14 protein-coding genes are annotated in these 22,500 nt (G+C 74.0%); 3 read left to right on the top strand and 11 right to left on the bottom strand.

Annotated elements, in window-relative coordinates; genetic code table 11:
* Positions 1–147 precede the first annotated feature (147 nt).
* Positions 148–4,119, top strand: a complete 3,972-nt coding sequence (gene eccCa, locus ACPXBU_RS01370) for a type VII secretion protein EccCa (protein WP_393368368.1) — start codon at positions 148–150, stop codon at positions 4,117–4,119.
* Between the two features lie 15 nt (positions 4,120–4,134).
* Here the strand turns inward: eccCa and mycP are convergent, their stop codons facing one another.
* From mycP to ACPXBU_RS01330, 8 genes are all read right to left on the bottom strand, one after another.
* Positions 4,135–5,334 (bottom strand): type VII secretion-associated serine protease mycosin, encoded by a 1,200-nt coding sequence (gene mycP, locus ACPXBU_RS01365; RefSeq protein WP_425755773.1) that lies wholly within the window; start codon positions 5,332–5,334, stop codon positions 4,135–4,137.
* A gap of 2 nt (positions 5,335–5,336) precedes the next feature.
* Positions 5,337–6,221 carry a zf-HC2 domain-containing protein gene (locus ACPXBU_RS01360; protein WP_425755771.1) on the bottom strand — a complete coding sequence of 295 codons (885 nt, stop codon included), beginning with the start codon at positions 6,219–6,221 and terminating at the stop codon, positions 5,337–5,339.
* Between the two features lie 130 nt (positions 6,222–6,351).
* Positions 6,352–8,028 carry a S8 family serine peptidase gene (locus ACPXBU_RS01355; protein ID WP_425755769.1) on the bottom strand — a complete coding sequence of 559 codons (1,677 nt, stop codon included), beginning with the start codon at positions 8,026–8,028 and terminating at the stop codon, positions 6,352–6,354.
* Positions 8,025–9,794 carry an RICIN domain-containing protein gene (locus ACPXBU_RS01350; protein WP_425755767.1) on the bottom strand — a complete coding sequence of 590 codons (1,770 nt, stop codon included), beginning with the start codon at positions 9,792–9,794 and terminating at the stop codon, positions 8,025–8,027. The genes ACPXBU_RS01355 and ACPXBU_RS01350 overlap by 4 nt, the downstream gene beginning before the upstream one ends.
* A gap of 101 nt (positions 9,795–9,895) precedes the next feature.
* The gene (locus tag ACPXBU_RS01345) at positions 9,896–10,453 is read right to left on the bottom strand and encodes a sigma-70 family RNA polymerase sigma factor (protein WP_425755765.1); all 558 of its coding nucleotides are present in this window, start codon (positions 10,451–10,453) and stop codon (positions 9,896–9,898) included.
* A 188-nt stretch (positions 10,454–10,641) separates the two neighbouring features.
* Positions 10,642–11,592, bottom strand: coding sequence for a hypothetical protein (locus tag ACPXBU_RS01340; RefSeq protein ID WP_425755763.1), 951 nt, complete (start codon positions 11,590–11,592; stop codon positions 10,642–10,644).
* Between the two features lie 38 nt (positions 11,593–11,630).
* Positions 11,631–11,972, bottom strand: coding sequence for a hypothetical protein (locus tag ACPXBU_RS01335; protein WP_393368355.1), 342 nt, complete (start codon positions 11,970–11,972; stop codon positions 11,631–11,633).
* On the bottom strand, positions 11,969–12,256 hold the full coding sequence (locus ACPXBU_RS01330; protein WP_393368353.1) for a hypothetical protein: 288 nt from the start codon (positions 12,254–12,256) through the stop codon (positions 11,969–11,971). Before ACPXBU_RS01330 ends, ACPXBU_RS01335 begins: the two co-directional genes overlap by 4 nt.
* Before the next feature lie 122 nt (positions 12,257–12,378).
* Between ACPXBU_RS01330 and ACPXBU_RS01325 the strand changes: the two genes are divergently transcribed.
* Complete coding sequence (locus tag ACPXBU_RS01325; protein ID WP_425755761.1) at positions 12,379–13,803, top strand: hypothetical protein; 1,425 nt, start codon at positions 12,379–12,381, stop codon at positions 13,801–13,803.
* A 138-nt stretch (positions 13,804–13,941) separates the two neighbouring features.
* A complete protein-coding gene (locus ACPXBU_RS01320; RefSeq protein ID WP_425755759.1) occupies positions 13,942–16,446 on the top strand; it encodes a hypothetical protein in 2,505 nt (834 codons plus the stop codon).
* Here the strand turns inward: ACPXBU_RS01320 and ACPXBU_RS01315 are convergent.
* The 3 genes from ACPXBU_RS01315 to ACPXBU_RS01305 form a co-directional block, all read right to left on the bottom strand.
* Positions 16,431–19,187, bottom strand: coding sequence for an AAA family ATPase (locus ACPXBU_RS01315; RefSeq protein WP_425755757.1), 2,757 nt, complete (start codon positions 19,185–19,187; stop codon positions 16,431–16,433). The genes ACPXBU_RS01320 and ACPXBU_RS01315 overlap by 16 nt on opposite strands.
* On the bottom strand, positions 19,184–21,868 hold the full coding sequence (locus tag ACPXBU_RS01310) for a LuxR C-terminal-related transcriptional regulator (protein ID WP_425755756.1): 2,685 nt from the start codon (positions 21,866–21,868) through the stop codon (positions 19,184–19,186). The genes ACPXBU_RS01315 and ACPXBU_RS01310 overlap by 4 nt, the downstream gene beginning before the upstream one ends.
* 65 nt (positions 21,869–21,933) lie before the next feature.
* Positions 21,934–22,446, bottom strand: a complete 513-nt coding sequence (locus ACPXBU_RS01305; protein ID WP_425755755.1) for a hypothetical protein — start codon at positions 22,444–22,446, stop codon at positions 21,934–21,936.
* Between the last annotated feature and the right edge of the window lie 54 nt (positions 22,447–22,500).

The raw sequence follows: 22,500 nt of genomic DNA, 5'->3' as shown, positions 1-22,500 counted from the left end.
CTCCACAAGCGAGACCGCGGCCTCCGACATCGCTTCCGGGTCGAGCGCCGAATCCCCAGGACGATAAGCCCGCTGTCGCGCGCCCGACGGGTGCTCGGCAGGCAACCGGGCCGATCGGAGGGAAACCCCTCACCGAAGGAGACGAACGTGGGCACCGTGCCGTACGTCCGTAGGGCTCGCCGCGCCGGCCCGGTCGCGCCGGCCGAGGAGATCGCGCTCCAGGAGCCGCCGGTCATCCCCGAGCCGGCCGAGCGGGGCCTGAGCGCCGTGCTGATGCTGGCGCCGATGGCCATCGCCTCGCTCGCGATGGTGCTCATGTTCCTGCGACCCAACGCGGGCGCACTTGCCTATGTCGGCGTCTGCCTGATGGTGCTCTCGGCGATCGCGATGTTGATCGTGCCGTTGATCCGCAACGCCGGGCAGCACAAGCACCGGCTCAACGGTGAGCGCCGCGACTACCTGCGCTACCTCGGCCAGGTTCGGCGCAAGGTGCGTGCCGCGCTGACCGAGGAGCGGCGCGCCGCCCGCTGGCTGCACCCGGACCCGGGCGCGCTGTGGTCGATGGCGCTCAGTCATCGGCTGTGGGAGCGGCGTACGGCGCACAACGACTTCGGCGAGGTACGTGTGGGGCTCGGTACCCGCCGCTCCACGGTGCGGTTGGCCGCACCGAACAGTAAGCCGCTGGAGGATCTGGAGCCGTTGGCCGCGCATGCCCTGCGTCGCTTCCTGCGGGCCTACTCCACCCTGCAGGACGCGCCGATCGCCATCTACCTGCGCGGCTTCGCGCGGATCGGGTTCGGCGGCGACGTGTCGGTGGCCCGGTCCACGGTGCGCGCGATCCTGGCTCAGCTCACCGTCGCCCACTCCCCGCAGGATCTGTTGGTGGTGATCGCTTCCGCCCGGGGCCCGGAATGGGACTGGGCCAAGTGGCTGCCGCACGTGCAGGACGACACCGTTCCCGACGTGACCGGCACCCGGCGGAGGTTCGCCACCGACGGGACCGAGATCGAGGAGGCCCTCGCCACGCTGAACGTGCAGGACCGCCCCGGCTACGAACCGGACTCCCCGGTCACGGCCATCGAGCCGTTCGTGGTGCTCGTCCTCGACGGACCACGCCTGCCGGCCGGCCACCGCCTCGGAATGGAGGGCTATCGCAACGTGCTCACGCTGGACGTGGGCGCGACGCTGGGCTGGGAGGCGCACCCGCACACCCTGCTGGTGCGGGCCACCGAGCAGCAGTTGGACATCGTCTCCTTCGACCACCTCGGCAAGTCCAGCAGCAGCCGACTGTGCCGTCCGGACCGGTTGGGTGTGGTGGCGGCGGCGGCGCTGGCCCGGTCGATGGCCCGTTACCGGGTGGGCGCGGGCACCGACACCGAGGAGCCGCTGGCCACCGACTACGACCTGGCCGGCCTGCTCCAGCTCGGTGATCTGACCGCCCTGGACCCGACCGCCTACCGGGCCGGGCGGACGGCGGCGCAACGGCTGCGGGTGCCGATCGGCATGTCGGCCACCGGCACCCCGATCGAGTTGGACATCAAGGAGGCGGCCGAGGGCGGCATGGGCCCACACGGGATGCTGATCGGCGCCACCGGTTCGGGCAAGAGCGAGTTGCTCCGTACGCTGGTGCTGGCGCTGGCCGCTCGGCACACCTCCGAGGAGCTGAACCTCGTCCTCGTCGACTTCAAGGGCGGGGCGGCGTTCCTCGGCTTCGAGCGGCTGCCGCACACCTCGGCCGTGATCACCAACCTGTCCGAGGAGCTGGAGCTCGTCGACCGCATGCAGGACGCGCTGACCGGTGAGTTGAACCGTCGCCAGGAGCACCTGCGGGCGAGCGGATACCCGTCCCGGCGCGACTACGAGAAGGCGCGGACCGAGGGTGTCGTGCTGGAGCCGATGCCGGCGCTCTTCATCGTCGTCGACGAGTTCAGCGAGATGCTCAGCAGCAAACCCGAGTTCATCGACGTCTTCGCGATGATCGGCCGGCTGGGCCGCAGCCTTGGTGTGCATCTACTCCTGGCCAGTCAGCGCCTCGACGAGGGGCGCATCCACCAGATCGAGACCCACCTGTCGTACCGGATCGGTCTGCGGACCTTCTCCTCGATGGAGAGCCGCAGCGTGCTGGGTGTGCCGGACGCGTACGAGTTGCCCAACGTGCCGGGCAACGGTTACCTGCGACCGGACACCCAGACTCTGATCCGGTTCAAGGGCGCCTACTGTTCCGGGCCGTGGCGGCCACCGCACCAGCGCCGCCTCCAGGCGGTCCAGGGTGGTCTCGTTCCGTTCGGCACCGAGTATCTGCGCCCCGAGGCGCCGGTGACGCCGGAGCCGGACGAGGCGCAGGAGAACGAGGAGAAGCCGCCGGTCATGGCCGACGTGCTGCTGTCCGTGCTGCACGGGCACGGCCCGGCCGCGCACCAGGTGTGGCTGCCGCCGCTGACGGAGACCACGACGCTGGAGAAGCTGCTGCCTCCGCTGATCGACCACCCCACCCTCGGTCTGGCCCCGGTGGGCGGGTACGGCACCGGCCAGCTCGTCGCGCCGATCGGGCTCGTCGACCTGCCCGCGCAGCAACGGCGGGAGCTGCTGCTGGCCTCCCTGGCGGGCAGCAAGGGCAACGTCGGTGTGGTGGGCGGCCCACAGAGCGGCAAGAGCACCCTGCTGCGGACGCTGATCAGCGCGTTGGCGCTGACCCACACCGCCGCCGAGGTGCAGTTCTACTGTCTCGACTTCGGCGGCGGCGCGCTGGGGGCACTGTCGCGGCTGCCGCACGTGGGCAGCGTCGCGGGGCGGCTCGACCGCGACCGGGTGACCCGTACCGTGTTGGAGCTGACGAACCTGATGGCCCGCCGGGAACAGATCTTCGCCCAGCACGGCATCGACTCGATGACCAGCTACCGGCGGGCCCGGCAGGCCGGCGGATACCAGGACGAGGACCCGTACGGAGACGTGTTCCTGGTGATCGACGGGTGGTATACGGCACGACAGGACTTCCAGGAGCTCGACGACCGCTTCGGTGAGATCGCGGCCCGGGGCCTGAGCTTCGGCGTTCACCTGCTCGTCTCCGCCGGTCGGTGGTCGGAGATCCGGCCCTGGCTGCGGGACGTGCTGGGCACCCGGTTCGAGCTGAAGCTCGGCGACCCGGTGGAGTCCGAGGTCAACAGCCGGGTGGCGGCGACCGTGCCGGCCATCCCGGGCCGGGGCATCACAGCGGACCGGCGGCACTTCCTGACGGCACTGCCCCGCATCGACGGGATCCCGGAGACCGAGGACCTGGCCGAGGCGACGGCCGAGCTGGTCGAGGCCCTGGACGTGCCCACCGCACCGCGCGCACCGCAGGTACGGCTGCTGCCGGAGGTGCTGCCGGTCGCGGATCTGCCGGTCGCGACCGCGCCCACCCGCGAGGCCGAGATCCGCGTCCCGCTCGGGCTCGACGACGTACGCCTGGCTCCGCTGTGGCACGACTTCGACGCCAACCCACACCTGCTGATCTTCGGGGACACCGAGACCGGAAAGACGAACCTGCTGCGGCACATCGCCCGCAGCGTCGCGGCGCACCACCCGCCCGCCGAGGCAAGGGTGGTCTTCGGCGACTTCCGCCGCGAGCTGCACGACGCGATCCCGCAGGCGAACCAGATCGGCTACTCGATGTCGGCGGAGCGCCTCACCGCGACCATCGCCGAGGCGGGTCAGGTGCTGACCGGCCGGCTGCCCGGCCCGGATGTCCCGCCGAGCCGGCTGCCCCGACGGGACTGGTGGACCGGCGGCCGGCTGTTCATCATCGTCGACGACTTCGAGCTGATCGAGGGCGGCCGGGACTCGCCGCTGCAACCCCTGCTGCCGCTGTTGCCGCACGGCGCGGAGATCGGGCTGCACCTGATCATCGCGCGGAGCACCGTGGGCGCCTCCCGGGCGATGATGAGCCCGGTGCTGCGTCGGGCCTGGGAGTTGGGCTCTCCCGCGATCCTGTTCTCCTGCCCCCGGGAGGAGGGCACCTTCCTCGGCAACATCCGGCCGCGGACGCTACCCACCGCCCGCGGCCAGTACATCGACCGCCGGCGCTCGGTCCGCCTGGTGCAGACGCCCGAGGTGCCGACTCCGGACCGGCCGGAGCAGTGATGTCGTACCGGGGCCTCAGGTCGTCGGCGGTCGGCGGACCTCGACGACGCGGGCGGGCCGCCAGCGGCGTCGGTGCCCGGCGGGCATCAGCACGGTGAGCAGGGCGACGAGCCCGGTCAGCACGACGGCGAGCCCCGCACCGAGAGTGACCAGGTAGCGCCCGATCGGGTCGGGGGTCGGCAGGTCGGGGTGGCGAGCGGCCGGCACGGGCAGGCCGGGCCGGGCGGCGTCCTCCTCGGGCAGCACGGTCGCCACGGCGGCGGCCGGGTTGACCACGCCCCAGCCGTAGCCAGGGTGCGGCAACGCCACCGCCGGGTGGTCGGCCGTGACCAGCAGCCGGTGCCGCACCTCGGCCGCCGTCAGAGCCGGCCGGTACGCCCGGACCAGCGCGGCCACCCCGACCACGAACGGTACGGCGTAGCTGGTGCCGCTGCCCTGCCAGTGCCCCGGCCCGCCGGGGCCGATGCTCACCACGTCCACACCGGGTGCGGTCAACCCCAGGTGCCGGCCGGTCTGCGAGAACCCGGCGAGGGCACCTGTGGCGTCGATCGCGCCGACGGCCAGCACGGTGGGCAGCGCCGCCGGGTACGCCACCTGCTGGCCGTGCTGGGCGCTGTTGGCCGCGGCGGCGACGACCACCACGTCCCTGGCCTCGGCGTACGCGATGGCCTCGACCAGGCTGGGCTCCGGGGCAGACGTGCTGGCGGAGATGTTGATGACGTCCGCGTCGGCGTCCACCGCCGTGCGGATGCCCTTGGCGAGCAGCGCCGCCGTTCCGTCGTCCGTGCTGGTGGCGACCCGGATCGGCAGGATCCGCGCCTCGGGTGCGACGCCCACGAAGCCGGTGCCCGCGGCCGGCGCCGCACCGATGATGCCGGCGATGAACGTGCCGTGGCCGAAACAGTCGTCGTCGGCGCGCGGCCGGCCGGCGGCGGTGAGGTCGACGCCGGCGAGCACCCGGCCGCTGAGTTGCGGGCTGTTCGTGGCCACGCCCGTGTCCACGATCGCCACGGTGACGCCCTGACCGCGCGACAGCGGCCAGGCCCGCTCCACGCCCAGTCGTTCCTGCGCCCAGGGCACTCCGGTCTCGACGGTCTCCGGCGGACGCAGGCAACCGCCGGCGCGCGCCGGTGGGGTGGGCGCGGCCACGGCCACCGGCCAGCCGGTGACGATCGTGAACGCCACGACCACCGCGCCGGCCAGGCCTCCCGCCACGGCTAGCGCGGGGTCGCCGACCGCGATGCCCGGTCCACGACGGCGACGACCGCCAGGGACCCGTCGGCCGCGGTGACGCTGAACCGGTCGAGTCGGTCTAAGGGCACGGGGCAGCCGCGGGCGACCTCCTGCCGGAAGTCCCCGCCGGTCACCACGGCCAACTCCCAGCTCTGCTTGTCGACGTCGGTGACGAACAGCCGATAGGACGCACCGACCTGCAGGCCGGCCAGGGTCGCCCGCAGGTTCACCGCGCCGGCCTGCTGCGAGACGACCACCGACAGGGTGGCACCGCTGGGCGTGTCGGTGGCGTTCGTGACAAGCGTGACGACGGTGTCCGGGCCCTTCGGAACCGCCAGGTCCCCGGTGGTCGTCTGGCCACGCAGCGACTGGCCGACCAGCAGACCCGCGAAGACCAGGGTCACCACGGCGAGCCCGGCGCCCGCGAGTCTCATCCGCCGCCGGCGCTGCTGGCGGCCGGGCCGGGTGGCCGCCGTGGTCGGCGTACGCCCCGGACCGGTGCTGGCGCGGTTCGCGACAGGTCCACGGGCCGGCTCCGCCGTACGGGCCGTGACCGGCGGAGCCGACTGCGCCGCGGGGGGCGCTGGCGGTGGCTCCGGTGCTGCTTCCCGCTCGTCGACACGGGCCGGACCGGCCACCGTCGCGCTCGGCGGGACGCCGTACTCGGCCACCAACTCCCGGTGGTCGAGGTCGGAGAGCAGGGCGAGCATCGCCACCGCCTCGGTCAGCGCGTCGGCCTCGGCGGAGCACGGGGCACAGGTGGCAAGGTGGCTCTCGACCGCGTCGCGCTGGTCCTCGGCCAACCCGCCGGCCAGGTACACGCCGAGCGCGCTGCGGAGCTGGGGCTCGTCGCACACGTCGTCAGCCATGTCGCACCAAGTCCTCAATCCCTCGCCCGCGCGGCTGGTCGCCCGCGGTCCCCGACCTTCTAAGAACGGAACTGCCCACGGGGGAGTTCACGACCGGGGACGTCTGTGCTGTCACGAAACCGACCGTCGCTCAGTGCGCGCCGGTGAGCGTCGGCTGACTCGGCTGTTCGTCGGGGGCGGTTCCCGCCGGCCAGTCCGCGTCCAATCCATCGTCCTCGCCTCCGGTCTCCGTCTCGGCCCGCCGTACGCTGCGACGCAGGCGGAACACGAGCAGCGCGCTGAGCACGAGCCCCACCAGTACGGTCAGCAGGAACGCGACCCGGGTGCCGTCGCCCCCGGTGCTCTGACCGGAACGCCGACCGGTGGACACCTGCGTCGCCTCCTCGGGCAGCTCCCGGGTCACCGCGGCTTCCAGATTGATCATGCCACCGCCGTACCGGGCATCCGGCTGCGCGTCACCCATCTTGTCGGCCGTGGCCCGAACCCGGTGGGCGACCTGCGCCGCCGACAGGTCAGGGTGGGCGGCACGCACCAGGGCGACCTCGCCGGCGACAAGTGCGACCGCGTACTGCGTGCCGCTGCCGACGAACTGCTTCGTGCCGTTGATGCCGATGCTGGAGACGTTGACCCCCGGGGCCACCACGTCGACCAGGTCCGCGGCGTACTCCTCCAGGAGCTTGCCGTCCACGCCGACACCGGCGACGCTGATCAGCTCCGCCGGCGGGGCGGCGGCGCCCGTACCGGCCGGAGCGCCGGCCACCACGACGATGTTGCGGCTGAGCGCCGCCTCGATGGCCCGCAGCACGCCCTCGGCGGTGACATCCACGTACGAGCCGAGCGCGATCACCGTCGCCCCGGCGGAGACCGCCACCTCGATGGCCGTCGCCTGGGCGACCGCGTCCGCGGACGGCACGTCGGTGACCACCCGCACCGGCATGACGACCGACTCCGGGGCGACACCCGCGAAAGCGTCCCCGTCCACCGGCTGCGCGGCAACCAGGCCCGCCATCGCGGTACCGGTGCCCAGGCAGTCGCTGTCCCCGCGGCCGTCTCCGGTCACGATGTTGGCCCCGACCGACACCCGGCCGACGAGTTGAGCCGCGCGACCGTCCACACCGGAGTCGACGATCGCGACGAGCTGCCCCACACCCCGGGTGTGCGGCCAGGCCAGGTCGGCGGCCAGCCGCACGGTGGCCCAGTTCGACGGTGCGCTGGCGGCGGTCGCCGTGACGCATTTGCCCGGCGGTGCGGGTGGTGGCGGCGCGGACGGTATCTGCGCCGGGCCCGGTGTCAGGGTGGGGATCGGCGGCGTTCCGCCGGGAGGGGAGGCCGGAGGCGACGGCCTGCCCGGAACGGCGGGAACGGCGGGAACGCCTGGTGCCTGCGGCGTGGACGCCTGCGGCGGGAGGGCCGGAGCACTCGCGACTGGTGCGGCGGCGGGAGCGGTGTTGGGCAACACGCCGTGCTGGAGACCCGCCCCGACCGCGTCCCAGGGCACGACCAGGTACCAACCGGCATGGAGGGTGTTCGGGTCGGTGAGCGCGCCGCCGTCCGGCTGCCGTCGGGCCGTGTTGAGGTTGAAGATCTCGGTGGAGCGCGACGAGTTGCCCAGCAACCGGCCGGCGATCTCGCCGAGGTTCTCCGGCTTGCCCTGGTAGGCCGAGGTGACGGTGTAGTAGAGGACGTACTCGTCGAGTGCGGCACGCGCCGGCGCGGCGGGTGCGCCGGCGACGAGCACGACCGCCGCGACGATCGCCGCCACCCAGCCCGTCGCGCCGCGTCGATCCGTGTCCCGCGTCCCTGTCATCTGCTGAGCACCCAGCGCTGGTCGACGGCCCAGCTCTGCCGACTCCACTGGGTGATCGGGGTGCCGTGCTTGCCACAGCAGTCGTCACCGAGGATGTCGAGCGCCTTGCCGGAATTGCGGTTGATGAGGGTGACCCACGTGCCGCCGTCGATGAACGACCACTGCTGGTTGGGGTTGTCGAACGCCGGGTCGAGCTGCACCAACTCGGCGGCGTCCTTGATCGAGCCACCACGGATGCCGAGTGCCTTGTTGTTGAACGCGTTGGTGATCACGACGTACCTGGGATCGGCGGCCTTGGCGACGTGCCAGTACTGGTCCTTCTGATGCAGGTTGTCACTGAGCTGGATGGTCGTCCCGCCGGCGGTGACGTTGTCCTTCCCCGGCACCTCCATGACCCGGCCGTTCAGGACGTTGATGAACTGGTAGGAGACGGCCGGGTCCCATTTCGCCGGCAGGGCGGTGACCGGCGGCGGTGGCACGGGCGACGGAGTCGCGGCGGGCGTCGGTGGCGCAGCCGGTTTCGTCGGCGCGGGGGTGGGCACCGCCGAGGGCGACAACGACGGCGGCGAGGACGGCGGCGAGGACGGCGATGCCGAGGGCGACGGCGGCGGGGCCGGGCGACTCACCGACGGTGACGGGAACGCGCTGGCCAGTCGGCTGTCCGAGGTGTACGCGTCGAGGTAGAGGTCGACCGTGTCGACGAGCTGCGGAACGGCGGCGCCACGCGGCACTCCGCCCCTGGCCCGCACCGCGGTGACGCCCCACTGGTACGCCGCGAGCGCCAGCGAGTAGGGGTCGGTCTCCTCCCCCGACTGGCGCAGGTTCATTCCGGAGAGCTGGTTGCGCAGGTCGCACATCGCGGTGGCCAGGGTGGGGATGGCCACCTGCGGGTCCCAGACCGATGCGCTGTCGGACGGCTTGTACTCCTCCCACAGCGACGGCGTGAACTGGGCGATGCCCTGGCCGCCGCCGCTGCCCTTCAGGTTCGGGTTGAAGGCCGAGAGCGACCTCAGCTGCGCGGCGATCCGGGCAGCGGACACGGTCGACGGGCAGACCTGACCGGCCTGGACCACCGCGTCGACGTACTCCTCGGGAATGCCCACCTTGTCCGCGGCGGGAGTGGCGGACGGCCGCGCCGGCTTCGTCGCGCCCGAGAACTGCGGCTGCTTGGCGTACCAGTTGGCGTACCCGGCCACCGTGTCGACGTGCTCCTGGGCGGACGTCGGCACGCCCTTGGCCTTGACCACCGCGTCCAGACCGACCTTGTCGGCCGCGACGGCCGCCTTCCAGAGGTCGCCGCCGGCACCGCCGGCCCGGACCTGACCGATCGCCTCGCAGGTGCGGTGCGCCAGCGCGAGCACGTTGGCTCGGACGTCGGCGCGCTGGGCCTGCTGCCACGGCGCCCACGCCTGCCAGGCCCGGGAGTCCAGTCCGGCGATGCCCTCGCCGGACTCGGACACGGCAGTCGCCTTGAACCCCGAGGCGGCCATCAGTTGTGCGGCGAGTCGCGGCCCGGTCAGCGCCGGGCAGGAGGTGGCGCCGACGACGATCGCCGGCAGCACGTCGGCGGGGACCGGCTCACCCTCGACTGTGGTCTCGGCCAACGCCGGCCCGACCTGCAGGCCGGCCGCCACGACGCAGACGACGGCCGCGGTGAAGGCGACCCCGGCCTCGATCCGCTGACGGGTCGTCCGCAGTGAACCCCATGCGCGCCGGCCCGAGGTGTGCAGGTTGGCCAGGCGTCCGATCACCGATCTCAGTGTCACGGTTGCTTCCCTCTCCGACGGGTGTGCGCTGTGAACGAGCCGAGCGACAGGTTGGTTCACGGTTGGGCGGGCCAACTTCGGAACTTCTGCCGGTGGGCCACTCAGATGGTGAACCCCCGCCCGGCGAGATCCTCGCGCAGCGCCCGCAGCGCGTAGAAGGTCCGTGACTTGACCGTCCCCTCGGGGATGGAGAGGTTGCGCGCGGCCTCGGCGACCGTGTGTTCCTGAAAGTAGATCTCGATCAGCGCGCTGCGCAGCCGCTCGGGCAACCTGGCCACGGCGTCACGCACCTCGCGGCCGTTGAGCAGGCGGTCGATGTCGTCCACGGCGGCGTGCCGCTCCTCGATGCGCTCGTCGAGCTGCTCGGACGGCCTGCCCCGGGCCGCCCTCAGGTGGTCGATGGCGATGCGTCGGGCCACGGTGAACAGCCAGCCCCGGCTCCACTGACCCTCGGTCGTCCGCGCCTCCGGATGGTGCCAGGCACGCACAAGCGTCTCCTGGACGATGTCCTCGGCAAGGCCACGATTGCCCATCGTGAGACGCAGCAGGTAGTTGAGCAGAATCGGCCCATGTGTCTCATAGGCGAGCCGCAGCGCGTCGTCGTAGGTCGGCTCCGGCGACGACGCACCCGAGAGCATGTTCCCCGCGGCCTGGTTCATGGCAGCGATAACGAGTGCATCGGTACCCGCGTTCAGTGTTCGTGGGGGTTTTCCCGAGGAATCTTGGCAGACCCTCGCGGACCGGCTCGACGTCGGAACCCCATTGCGTACGCTGACCTGCCGAAACATCGAACCGGTCGGTGCGGCTCGGTGCGGTCGCGATTGGACGGGTCGCGCGTCGGCTCGACTCACGTCGGATCCGGTCCCCCGTCCGGTCGCGGCGATCCCTTGACCACGTCGGCCGTCACCAGAACCCCGCCGTCGACCTGACGGACGCTGAGCTGGCTCAGGTCGTCCACCGACACCGCGACGTCACCGGCGTAGCCGCCGCGGCCCGGGTTGCCGTTCAGCCGACCGAGCAGCAACTCCTCGCCCGCCGTGGTGCGTGCCCACAGCTGGTACGACGCGTCCGGCGCCAGACCGTCGGTCGAGACCCGCAGGTTGACCTGACCGTCGTCGTCGTAGAGGACCGCGGAGAACTCCACGCCGCTGACGCCGTCGTCGGTGGTCGCCACCGCCACGACCGGGCCGGGCGAGTCAGTGGCGTTCCAGGGCTCGATGAGCAGTGTCGTGCTGAGCGCGACGGCGAGCAGGCCGGTCAGGCCCACCACCCCACCGATGCGCCGACCGCGTGGCCTGGGGCGGCGGTGCGAGTGCGGGCCACGGGACAACGGGCCGGTCGCGGGTCGTGGGGGCAGGAAACCCTCACCGGGTCCGGCGCGGTACCGGTCGGCCGCACCGGGCGGGTGGGCCCGGGTCACCGGACGGACGTCGTCGGGGACGCCGGGACGGGGCACCGCACGGGTCTCGCGCACGATCACGACCGGAGCCTCGGCGCGGGCGGGCCGGTCCCGCGCCGGCGCGGCGCCGGGTGCGCCGAAAAGGTGATCACCAGGAGGGGTACGGTCCGGCTCGGCCGGACCCGCCCCGAAATCGGCGATCAAGCGTCGTACGTGTGCGGCGCTGAGCAGGCCGAGAGTGTCGACGGTGTGGCCGATGTCCTCCCGCTCGGCCCGGCAGCTCGCGCAGTGGTCCAGGTGACTGGCGACGTCGCGTCTCTCCACCTCGGACAGCAGACCGAGCACGAGCATGCAGACACTTGTCCGCATCGTGGCGTCGACGCAGGTGGACGTAACCATGGGAGGTCACTCCCCGCGGGGGGTGGCGGCAGCGGCCATCAGTCGCCACCCGCTGCCGATCCCCCGTGCCCGGCGGAAAGGCCGGACGTACGCTCGGACCACCTGGTGCCGACAAGGTCCGGCAGGGTGATCCGCACCGCGTCGCTGATGATGCCCAACACGCCGGTCGGGCCGAGCAGACCGTCCGTCGCGATGGCCCACTCCTCCGCCGGATCGAGGTAGTCGTGGCTGTCGGCCCACCGCGCCCGCGTCGGCTCCAACTGCTCGCGCAGCGTGGCGAGCCGCCTGGCGACATCGGTGGCCAGCGCGTTGATGGCCGGCCCCGGGTCGGCCGGGTCGCCCGCGCCGTCGGGGACCGGTGCCCACTCGGCGCCGCTCATCGGGACCCACCGGCGGCGAGCGCCAGATCGGCCGGCCGGAGGTCGGCCTCCGTCTGCAGGTCACCGGCGATGTCGTGAAGCGCGTCGTCGAGCATCCGGGCGTAGATGTCGTACCCGGTCAGCAGGGCGTCGCGACGGGAGGCGGACATCCGCAGGCGCGTCGGGTCGAGGCTCGCCAGGTGGGCGCGTAGCCGGTCGAGTTGCGTACTGATGCCGGCCGCGGCATCGCGGCACGCGTCGGCGATATTGCCCTGGCCCTGCGGATACGGTGTAATTCCCCTCATAACGCCTCCGATCTCGGGAGAACATCCTGAGAACGACGGGTGGCACGCCCCGGTTCACCATTCCTCCGACGATCCTTGGATCGCGGCAGCACCCGACGACCCCGGCGAAGGACGATGCCACGATGAGACGACGGCTCGCGGTGCTCGGCCTCTGCCTGCTCATGCTGGGCGTCAGCACACAGGTGACCGCTCCGGCGGCCGTCGCCGCACCCACCTCGACGCTGCGCGCCCCGGGCGAGACCGGCAAGTACTACGTCGTCGGACCTCCGGTCGACGGCCAACGGGAGTATCTCTTCGCGATCGCGGCGAAGACACTCGGCAACGGCAATCGGTCCCCGGAGATCTTCGCGCTCAACGAGGGGCGACTCCAACCCGACGGCCGTCGGCTGACCGACGCGACAAGTCTGCAGCCCGGCTGGATCCTCGTCCTGCCCCGGGACGCGACAGGCCCCGGCGTCCAGACCGGCGCCCTTCCGGCACCGACGCCAGCACCGACAGCGGTGTCACCGTCCCGGCCGTCGACCGCGTCCACCGCACCCGTCGACCCGCCGGCACCGTCCACAGTCACCCTGCCGCAGCTGTCGGCCCTCTGGTCCCCGACCGGGCTGCGGGTGGCGTTGATCGCGCTCGCCGTGCTCCTGCTGCTCTGGGCACACGTGGCCCTCCGTGCACGGCATCGACCCGCCCGTGGCGGCGCCGCACCGGCCAGCAGCCCGGTCCGGCCCGTCCCGACGGCGACTCCCCCGGATCCACGGCCCGCACCGATGACCGAGCCGCCGGCGGAGCCACCGCCTCCCCCGGCGCCCGCGAAGCCAGCCCTCGTGACGCCACCCCCGGTCGCGATCGAGCCGCCCACCCGGCCGCTCGTGGCGGTCACGACCACGCCACCCGCCCCGCCGCCGGTGGCGGTCCCATCGCCGCGAGCCGCAGATCGCACCCCGGCTCGGGCGGTGCCCGACGTCCGGGCGGCCGGCCTTCTTCCGCTGTCCCGTCCCAACCCGTTCGCCACCCTGGTCACGGATCTGACCTGCGGCCCGGACCGGGCGACCGTGCGGCTGGTCGGCGCACGACCGGCTCGCTGGGGATCCCCCTACGGGTGGCTGACCGACGGGCAGCGACCGCCACCGTCGAGTGCGCCTCTCGTGCTGGGCGACCGGGACGGGCGTCGACTGTGGATCGACCTCGCGGTGGCCCCCGACGTGCTCACCCTCGGGGGTGACCTGGCCGCCTGCCGCCGGCACACGCTGACCCTGCTGGGCCAGTTCGACGCCGACACGGACGTGGTGGTGGTCGGTGACGTGCTCGGCGACGCGGCACCCGACGGTTGCCGCCGGGTCGACGCCGTTGCCGAGTTGGCAGCCGAGGAATCGTCGGCGGGGGTACGGGTGGTGGTGTGCGCGGGCCCCGATGCCGTGGCGCGGTGGGCTCCCTTCCGCGCCCTGTCGCACAGCCCCCAACGAACCGTACCGATTGTCGTCGGCGCGGGACCCGCGGCACGGTGGTCGTTGCGGCTGGGTCCACCGGTCGCGGCCCAGACCGGACGGTGAGCTGGCCCAGCGCCGGGCGTACGCCCAGAATGGACGCCTCGCGGCCGGTGCCGGCCCGAGGCGGGACACAGAGCGAGGACTACGTTGCGACCCAGCCGACAGCGCACGCTCGGGGCAGGCCCGGAGCAGGTTTCCCCGATGGATCTGCCGCTACCCGTCGACGGTCTGTGCGACCTCGTGCTGGCCCGCACCGAGGACGGCGGGTTGGCCCGGCAAGCCGATGACAGCACGGCCCTGACCGCGGACGAGATTGCCGAAAGCGCGCGGGCGCTCGGAGTCGCGGGACGGGACCTTCGCATCCTCGTCGACGACGGTGCCCGTGACGCGGCCCTGTTCGGGCAGGTCGCCACCGCGCTGAGCTGCGACGTCCTGGTCGCGCCCGCCGGAGCGACCGTGCGGCGCCGGACCGGCCCGGGCCTTGCCGGACCGGCCGAGGCGGTCCCGGTCGACCGGGTCAGCGGGGCGGTGGTCGACTGGGTCCTGGTGCAGCCCACCGCACTCCAGACCACCCGGCCCGGATGGTTCGACCTGGCCGGCGGCCTGGTGCTGCCGAGGAGCGGGCTGGCGACACTGCCGCTGGCGGGCGGCCTGGAGTTCGCCAACCGCGAGGACTTCGTCGTACGCCGGGCCGCTGCCGCCCGGCTCGGTGTCGGTCATCCGGACCTGGTGACGGTCGCCCTCGCGACTCGGGCCGGCCAGTTCCGGCTCTCGACGTACCGGCAGGACGCCGCCGGGGAGGGACCGGGCCGGCACTCCGGGCAGGACGTGGCCGCAGCCCTGTCCGCGACGTTCCTGTACGGCGGTGACCTGCGCCTGTGGATGCGCTGGCCGGACGATCCCGCACAGTGCGCGCGCCTCGACACCGAGGTGACGGCACTGGCCGAGGCGACCGGCGCGACGGTGTGGGCCCCGGAGGTCGGCGGCGAGGCAGTGCTGTTGCGCGGCTGCCTGGACCTGGCCGCCCGGGACCGCTCCGGCGCGGTCACCCGCTGGCGGGAATACCGCCCCCCACACGCGCCGGGCGCCGCTCGCTTCGAGACCGATCGTGACGGACGGCTCGTGCCCGGTGGCGGGCCCACGGTCAGCGCCGCCGGCGGGGTGGCGCTGATCAGCTCGGTTCGGCCGTCGGAGGTCACGTTCCTCGAACGGTACGCCGACCTGTCGGCCGAGCCGGGCATGACGCTCGTCGATCTGACAATTCTCGACGGGGGGCGTCTCGCTCTGCGCTACCCAGATGGCAGCCACCTCGCGGTGAGCGCGGTCGAGCTGCGGGCACTGTTGACGAACGCCGGGTGGCAGGGTGCCGACCTCCAACTGCTGACCCCGGTGGCGGACGAGTGGACCGAGGGCCTGCGGGAGCACCTGAGCGTTCTGGAGTCGGACCTCGGCGTCGAGATCTGGTCGCTGGCCCCCGGCGCCGTCGTCGTGGTCCGCGACGGCCTGGCCCGCGCCGTCGACGAACAGCGACGCCCGGCGCGCTGGTTGCGCGCCGCCGATGCGGATCTGCGGGCCGAGACCGGTCGGTGGCGCAACGACGATGGTTGGCTGATCCCGCGTCGGCGGGGCGCGGACGAGCCGTCGACACCTGCGCCGGGACCGTCGCCCGCCGAGCCGGCGGCAGCCGAGCGGTCACCCGCCGCACCGGCGGCAGCCGAGCGGTCGCCCGCCGCACCGGCGGCAGCCGAGCGGTCGCCCGCCGCACCGGCGGCAGCCGCGCCGCCGCCCGAGCGGGTGTTGCCGGCACCGAGCCCGCGCCCCGCACTGACCGTTCCCGCACCCGGCAGCCGGCCACACGGTCTGCGGTGGTTGCCGGACCGCCCCGAGGTGAACGCCGACCCCGTGTGGGTCTGGCTGGCCAGCCCGTGGTCGCCGCGGCGGGTCGCGGTCGAGGGTGTGCCGTCGGCCGACCTGTTCCTCGTCGGCGACCTCGACGGCGAGCGCGTCGCCCGTGCCCACCCGTACCAGCATCTGCTGTGCCTGCGGGTCGAGGCCGGCGGCCTGGTGGACCTGGACCGGGTCGGTGACCTACCGGCGGACCTGGGTCACCGCGTCGCCGGTGCGGCGGGCGAGTTCCTGCTGCCGGCGGGCTGGCTCGACCAGGCGCGGCTACAGGCGGGCTACGACATCGACGACGCCGGGCGGCCACAGGAGGAAACCGCGCTACCCGGACATGACATCGTGCTGCGCTGCACCGGGGCGCGACACGGCACGGACGGTCTCCCGGACGACGTGGTGCGTTGGCCCGCAGGTGGGCGGAGGGCTGGCGTCTGGGCCCTGATCCCGGCCCCCGGGGACGAGCCGACCGACGACTTCCTGCCACTGCACCAGGGTCGACCGTCGGTGCGCGACGGATATCTGTTGGTACGTCTTCGGGTGGCGGCGGGCCGGGCGATCGACGCGCGGGCCAGCGCCGCCGCGTTGGCCGCCCATACCTCGATTCGGTCGCGCCTGCCCGAGTTGGTGGCCGACGGTGTGACGCTGCTGTTGCCGCCGGGCTCCTACGACGACACCCGGGTGGAGCAGGTGCTGCACACCGACGGCGGGCGCTGGCGGCAGCGGGCGAGAGGAGTCGACCTGGACCTGCCGAACCTCCTCGGGCATCGGCCCGCACCAGACGTGTGGCGGCCTCAACCGATGCGGTAGTCACCGAGCAGCACGGCCGTGGCCAACTCCACCCGGGACCGGTAGCCGGTGCGGTTGAACAGTCGGGTGAGCCGGCCCTCGATGCTCTTCGCGCTGTTCTGCGTGGCGGCTGCCAACTGTCGGTTCGACAGTCCCTCCGCGACCAGGGCGGCGAGCAACCGTTCGCCCTCGGCAAGGGTCTGCGCCCGTCCCGGCACCGTGATGCCATGGTCGCGCATCGCCTGGCGGACCCGGGACCGGTGCAGGATCGCACCCAGGTCGCCGAGGATCTCGTACGCCTCACCCAGCAGCTCGACACTCCGACCGGTCCAGCGGACCACCCGCTCGATCGCCCTGGCCACCTCGTGGGGCTGACCGACGACCCGGGCCAGTGCCACCAGGTCCCCGGCCCGCACCCGGTCCGGTCGAACGATCAAATGGGCGGTGGCGACCCGCAGCGCGCCGATGGCGGTGGTCTGGTCCGCCGCCGTCACGGCGGATGCGGCGGCGGTGCGGGCCGCTTCGCCGTCGCCGCGTTCGGTGGCGAGTTCCGCGGCCACCAGCCAGAGTTCGTCCAGGCCGACGACCAGCCCGTGCCGGGTGGCGGCGGCCAAGGCGTCGCCCACGACGCGTTCGGCGGCCCGCGCGTCGCCGAGGATCCACTCCGCCTCGGCCGCCACGGGTGCCAGCAGGTACGGCAACGGGGCGGCGTCGGCGCGGGCGGCGTCGAGCAGTGCGCGGGCCCGCACCGGCCAACCACGGGCGAGCAGTATCTCGGCCGCCGCCCGATGCACGGTGCTGTGTGCCACCGGGCGGGTCACGGGGAGATCGGCTGCGATACCGAGCAGCGCGGCGTCGTTCGCGGCGTCCCACCGGCCCGCGCGCCAGTGGACCAGACACCGCTCGGGCGGCGGCAGATCGTCCACCGTCAGGCCGGCCGCCGTCAGCTCACGATCCGCCCGGTCCAGCGCACCGACGACCGCCGCCAGGCTGACCCGCGCGACGGTGTCCGCGAAACGTCGGCGGGCAGCGCCCCGAACCGACCCGCCGAGGCCCGAGCCGTCACCGGCCGAAGCGCCGCCCACCGGGAGATCGCCAGCCGAAGCGCCGGCCACCGGGACGCCGCCGCCCGAGCCGTCACCGGCCGAGGCATCGACCACCGGGAGATCGCCAGCCGAAGCGTCGGCCACCGGGGCGCTGCCGGCGGTGATCGGCGTGCCGATCAGCAGTTCGCTGTCGGAGCGGGCCGGGTCGGACGGCAGCAGACTCACGGCCTCGGCCCAGCGGTCCAGGAAACAGAGCGCCGCGGCCCGGGTCGTCCGGGTCGGCACCGGACCCTCGGGCAGCCAGGGTTCGCCGGCCGCGATGGCCTGTACGTCAGGCGCCGCACGCGCGCCCCGCGCGCTGGCGAGGGCGAGCAGTTCGGCCTCCTGCCGGGCGGCGTCGGGCAGAGCGTCGGCGTACTCGCCGAGCAGGTGGCGCATCTGCGCCTGGGCGACGGTGTACCCGCCGATGCCGACTTCGGCGACGGCTCGGGCCAGCAGGGCCTCGGCGCGGTCCGCGGGATCGCCGCTGAGGTCGGCCGCACCGGCCCACCAGCGTGCCGCCGCGGCGGGCGCGCGTACGCCCGCGTCGTCCGCGTGCCGGCGCAGCAGCGCCGCCGCCCGCTCGGCGTCGACCAGGCCACCGGCGGCGGCGACCTGATCCGGCAGGTACGCCGGATCCGCGCACCGGGCGGCGCCCGACCAGAGCGCCTCGACGGCCACCTGCGCGAGCCGGCGTCGTTCGTAGGGGCCGAGACCCGCGCGCAGGGCCAGTGCCAACGCGGGCACCCGGATCCGCCAGCCGCGCCGATGCTCCCGCACGAAACCCTCCGCGCGCAGGGCATCCAGCTGCCGGTGTACCTGCTCCGGTGTGGTGTCGAGCGCCTGTCCGATCAGCCCGGGGACGGCCCTGCCCAACGGTTCGAGCACTGCCAGGGCGCGGGCGACCGTGTGGGTGGCCGGGCCCAGCTGGCGTACCGGCCGGGTGAGGTCGTGCTCGGCGGGGATCCGGGGTGTGCTTGCCGCATCGGTCAGGTAGGCGCGGCGCTCGACGATCCGCAGGGCCGCCGCGGCCCGGTAACCCTCGACGACGGCCAGCACCGCGGCGGGCACACCCCGGCCGAGTCGGTGTAGCTGCGCCGAGAGGGAGTCGTGTGGCGTTGCCTGCAATGCCTGGCGGGCGAGCGCGTCGACGTCGGCACGGGACAGCGGCCGCAGCCGCTCGATCCGCACGAGCCCTCCCTGGCGCAGGCGGTCGAAGGCGGCCGACTGGTCCGGGTCGGCACCGACGGCGTCGGAACGCAGGGTGGCGACGCACCGTACGGGCACCGGGTACACCTCGTGCAACACGTTGCGCAGGGCCTCGACGGACTCGGCGTCGGCCCACTGGGCGTCGTCGACGAGGAGCACCAGGCCGGGGTGTCGCCGCAGGGCGCGGGAGAGTGCGTGCGCTGGCGGCTCGCCGGTGAGGGCGTGGCCACGACCGGCGGCCAACCGGGTGGGGGTCGGGATGAGCGCGGCGAGGATCCGCCCGGCGAGATATCCCGCGTCGTGCCGACACTCCGGCGCCAACCGCAGGTCGAGAACGGGTCTGCCGGCCCGCGTGGCGGCGTTGCGCAGCGTGCGCAGGGCATGGGTGCGACCGATGCCGGCCGGACCGGTGAGCACGGTCAGGGTGGGCCCGTCGAGGTCGACCGGGAGGTTCACCGCGACGCTCACGACGCCGGACCGAGGATGTCCGTGGTGAGGCTCACCGCGGCCAGTTCGACACGCGAGCGGCAGCCGGTACGCGCGAAGAGCCGGGTCAGGTGGTTCTCGACGGTCTTCTCGCTGATCCGCACCTGCGCCGCGATCTGCCGATTGGTCCGTCCGTGACCGATCAACTCGATGATGTGCGTCTCCACCGGGCTGAACCCCGTCCGGGGCGTACGGGTGCGGGGCTGGCGGACGTCGCGCTCCCGCATCGCGGCGGCGACGGCGGACCGCAGCCAACCAGAGGTCATCGTCTTCGCCACCGCCTGTGCCTCGACGAGCCACGGCCGAGGGTCCTCGGCGACCCGGCCGAGCGCCAGACAGGCGTACGCGAGGGCGAGGCGGTTCCCACCGGCACGGACGAGATCGACACCGCGTGCGGCGGCGTTCGCGTCACTCCGGCACAGCGCCTGGACCAGCAGCGTCGTCTGCCTGCTGACCCGACGCCGAGGCTCGGCCGCGTCGGCGTCGACCACCGCCGTCAACCAGGCCATCTGCTCGCCGAGACCGAACCGTGCCGCGAGACCCGCCGCGCGTACCAGGAGGTGCTCGACGCCGATGCGGCTGCCGTGGCGCCGGTGGCTCTCGTACGCCCGCCGCCCGTCTCCCAACCGCCGGGCCGCCTCCTGCGCCGTCTGGGCCTCCCCGGCCGGCCCGTTCGCGGCCCACCACCGAAGTGCCGCGTACGGCGGTTCCTCCGGGACCGAGCGCAGCCAGGAGGGCGCCTCCGTGGCTCGACCCAGCAGGCCGAGCGCCTCGGCCGCCCAGAGCCGGGCGAGACAGCGCGGCAGGGGCGCCTCAGCGCCGGTCAGGTCGAGCTCGCGGGCGGCCGAGAGCAGGCCGGAGAGGTCGCCGCCGGCCTGGCAGGTGTGCAACCGGTGGTACGCGGACAGGAGCCCGTCCTTCGGCACGCCGTAGCGGTGCGGACCCAGGACCAGCCCCAGGAGTGCGGCCACGTCCCCCGTCTCGCCGGCCAGCAGCAACTCCTCGGTCGCCGGGCCGGCATCCGCCAGCCCGGGGCCGACGGCGTCGGCCAGGACACCGAGTTCCGCCGGGTGCAGCAGCGCTCCGGCGTCGGCGAGGGCGACCGGCGGCCCCGGCTCCCGCTCCGGCGCCGGCTCCGGCCCCGGCTGCGGTTTCGCGGGCGGTCCGCCCGTGAGCCACCAGTCGGCGAGGTCCACGATCGCCTGGCCCGCCGGTGCTCCCCGCAGAGCGGACCGGATGGTGGTGGGCACCGGCTCTCCGGTGTGCACGGCGACAAGCGCGGCGGCGGCCGCGAGGTCCGCGGCGTGCCGGGACGACGCGCCGTGGCCCCGCTGGATGGCCGTGTCCACCACCTCGCCGAGGCGGGCGACCTGGCCGGTGCGCACCAGCAGCCGCAGCAGCCGGGCGAGGATGTCGTCTCCGGCCCGCCCGTCGCCGGCGTGCCAGAGCGCGGCGCGCAGCCAGTGCGCCGCCCGGTCCGGCGCACGGTCGGTGTTCTCGTCGGCCGTGGCGGCGAGGGTCACCGCCGTACGCCTGTCGAACGGCAGGGCGACGCCCGCCGAGGTGACCTGGTCGGCCAGGGCCGCCCCGTCCGCCGGCCGGCCGGACGCGGCTCGGCGGAACATCGCCGCGGCACAGGCGCGGTGCAGGCGGGCCACCGCGTCCGGGCCGGCATCGGCGATCAGGCGGGCGGTGAGCGCCGGGCTCTGCGGAACGATCCCGTCCCGCGGCCCGGCGACGAGCAGTCCGTCGTCGATCAGTTCGTCGATGATCCAGCCGTAGTCGGACAGTCGCCCGCGGGTGGCGTCGGCGAACAGCGGCAGGTCGTCGACGCCGAACCTGGTGACGGCGGCCATGGTGGCCAGCCGGACGGCGACCGGGCCGCGCGCCCGCAGCGTGGCAAGCAGGCTGTGGTCCGTCGGCAGCGCGATCGGGGCGTGCGGGTCCAGCAGGCACAGGTGCCCCCGGACGACCGCGAGCCGCCCGGTCCGGGTCAACTCGTGTGCGACCTCCAGCACCGTGCCGGGGTGCCCGGCCAGCGGCCCGAGCGCGGTGGACAGGGCTGAGGGCACCGCGTCGTCGAGCGGCACGGCGTACCGGCGGGCGAGCATTCCGCGTACCGCCTCGGCGCTCATCGGCGGCAGGTCCACCACGACGTCGGCGAGCGTGCCGAGTCGGCCGTCGCCGGGCCCTCCGGCGGCCACGACGAGGCAACCGGCGCGGACGGCGGCGGCCAGCGCAGGGGCCAGCGCGGGACCGGCGTCGTCGGCGATCAGCACCGTCGGCCCCCGCCGGCCGATCAGGGCGAACGCGGCGGCGGCCTGCTGGGCCAAAGCGATGCCACGTCCGGCATCCTCGCCGGCGGGCATGTCGCAGAGCGCACCGAGCGCGCTCAGCGGGCCGGCGAGGGGCGGGTCGGCCAGCAGCTCGTACTGGTCGCGAACGGCGTTCAGCAGCGCCGCGAAGCCTGCGGCGGTGTCGCCCGGTGCGGCGGGTGCCACCCGGAGCACCACCACCCCGGCAGTACGCCAGGCACCCGCGGCCGCCTCCAGCAGCGACGTCCGGCCGCTGCCGGCCGGACCCCGGACCAGTGCGAACCCGCCACCGGTCGCGGCAGCCGCACGGGCCGCGTCGAGGGCGTCCAACTGCGTCGCGCGACCCACGATCGCCCGCCGTCTCGGGATGGCTCCCGGCCGCACGGTGCGTGGTCGCGGCACCTCCGGCGCCGTCATCCGACCGCCGCCCCGACGCCGGGGCGGCCACGCCCACCCGCTGCCGCACCGACGGCGTCCTGCCGGATCACCAGGAAGATCTCACCGGCCACGGCCAGCGAACGTACGTAGGACTCCTCGTCCTCGGTCTCCAGCCAGATGATCCGCCCGCCCGCCTCGCGGGGGCGATCCGCGCCGGCCTCGGCGAAGTGCGCGTCGATCAGCACCAGCGGCACCGGGGCCGACCACCGTTGCGGGACCCTGCGGTTGGCGCGGTCGTTGAGCAGGACCTGCATCTCCTCCGAATCGCAGTCGAAGGAGTCGTAGGCGTCGAGCACCCGCCGCTGGATCCGCCGCAGGGACAGCTCGGCGTGCTCCGTGCGGACCGCCCGGCGCCTCCCCTCCGGCACTGCCTGGTATCCCGCGATCAGTTCGGCGAGCAGCGCCGCCGGGTCGTCGGCGCTGACGCTGCGTTCCCCCGCCGCCCAGACCATCCGGTAGCGCCCCTCTTCGTTCCCGACCCGTGCCACGTGCTCGCCTCCATCCACGCCCGACGGTGTGCCGGACGCGCCTGTTCAAACGAG

The organism is Micromonospora sp. DT231 (assembly GCF_049847025.1).
In the GTDB taxonomy this organism is placed as follows: Bacteria; Actinomycetota; Actinomycetes; order Mycobacteriales; family Micromonosporaceae; genus Micromonospora.
This window is presented reverse-complemented; position numbering and strand designations above follow the sequence as displayed.

Bases quoted from the DNA above. Each gene is read 5' to 3' on its own strand.
- ACPXBU_RS01360 (WP_425755771.1), bottom strand. From the start codon at position 6,221: ATGGCTGACGACGTGTGCGACGAGCCCCAGCTCCGCAGCGCGCTCGGC.
- ACPXBU_RS01355 (WP_425755769.1), bottom strand. From the start codon at position 8,028: ATGACAGGGACGCGGGACACGGATCGACGCGGCGCGACGGGCTGGGTG.
- ACPXBU_RS01345 (WP_425755765.1), bottom strand. From the start codon at position 10,453: ATGAACCAGGCCGCGGGGAACATGCTCTCGGGTGCGTCGTCGCCGGAG.
- ACPXBU_RS01340 (WP_425755763.1), bottom strand. From the start codon at position 11,592: ATGGTTACGTCCACCTGCGTCGACGCCACGATGCGGACAAGTGTCTGC.
- ACPXBU_RS01335 (WP_393368355.1), bottom strand. From the start codon at position 11,972: ATGAGCGGCGCCGAGTGGGCACCGGTCCCCGACGGCGCGGGCGACCCG.
- ACPXBU_RS01330 (WP_393368353.1), bottom strand. From the start codon at position 12,256: ATGAGGGGAATTACACCGTATCCGCAGGGCCAGGGCAATATCGCCGAC.
- ACPXBU_RS01325 (WP_425755761.1), top strand. From the start codon at position 12,379: ATGAGACGACGGCTCGCGGTGCTCGGCCTCTGCCTGCTCATGCTGGGC.
- ACPXBU_RS01320 (WP_425755759.1), top strand. From the start codon at position 13,942: ATGGATCTGCCGCTACCCGTCGACGGTCTGTGCGACCTCGTGCTGGCC.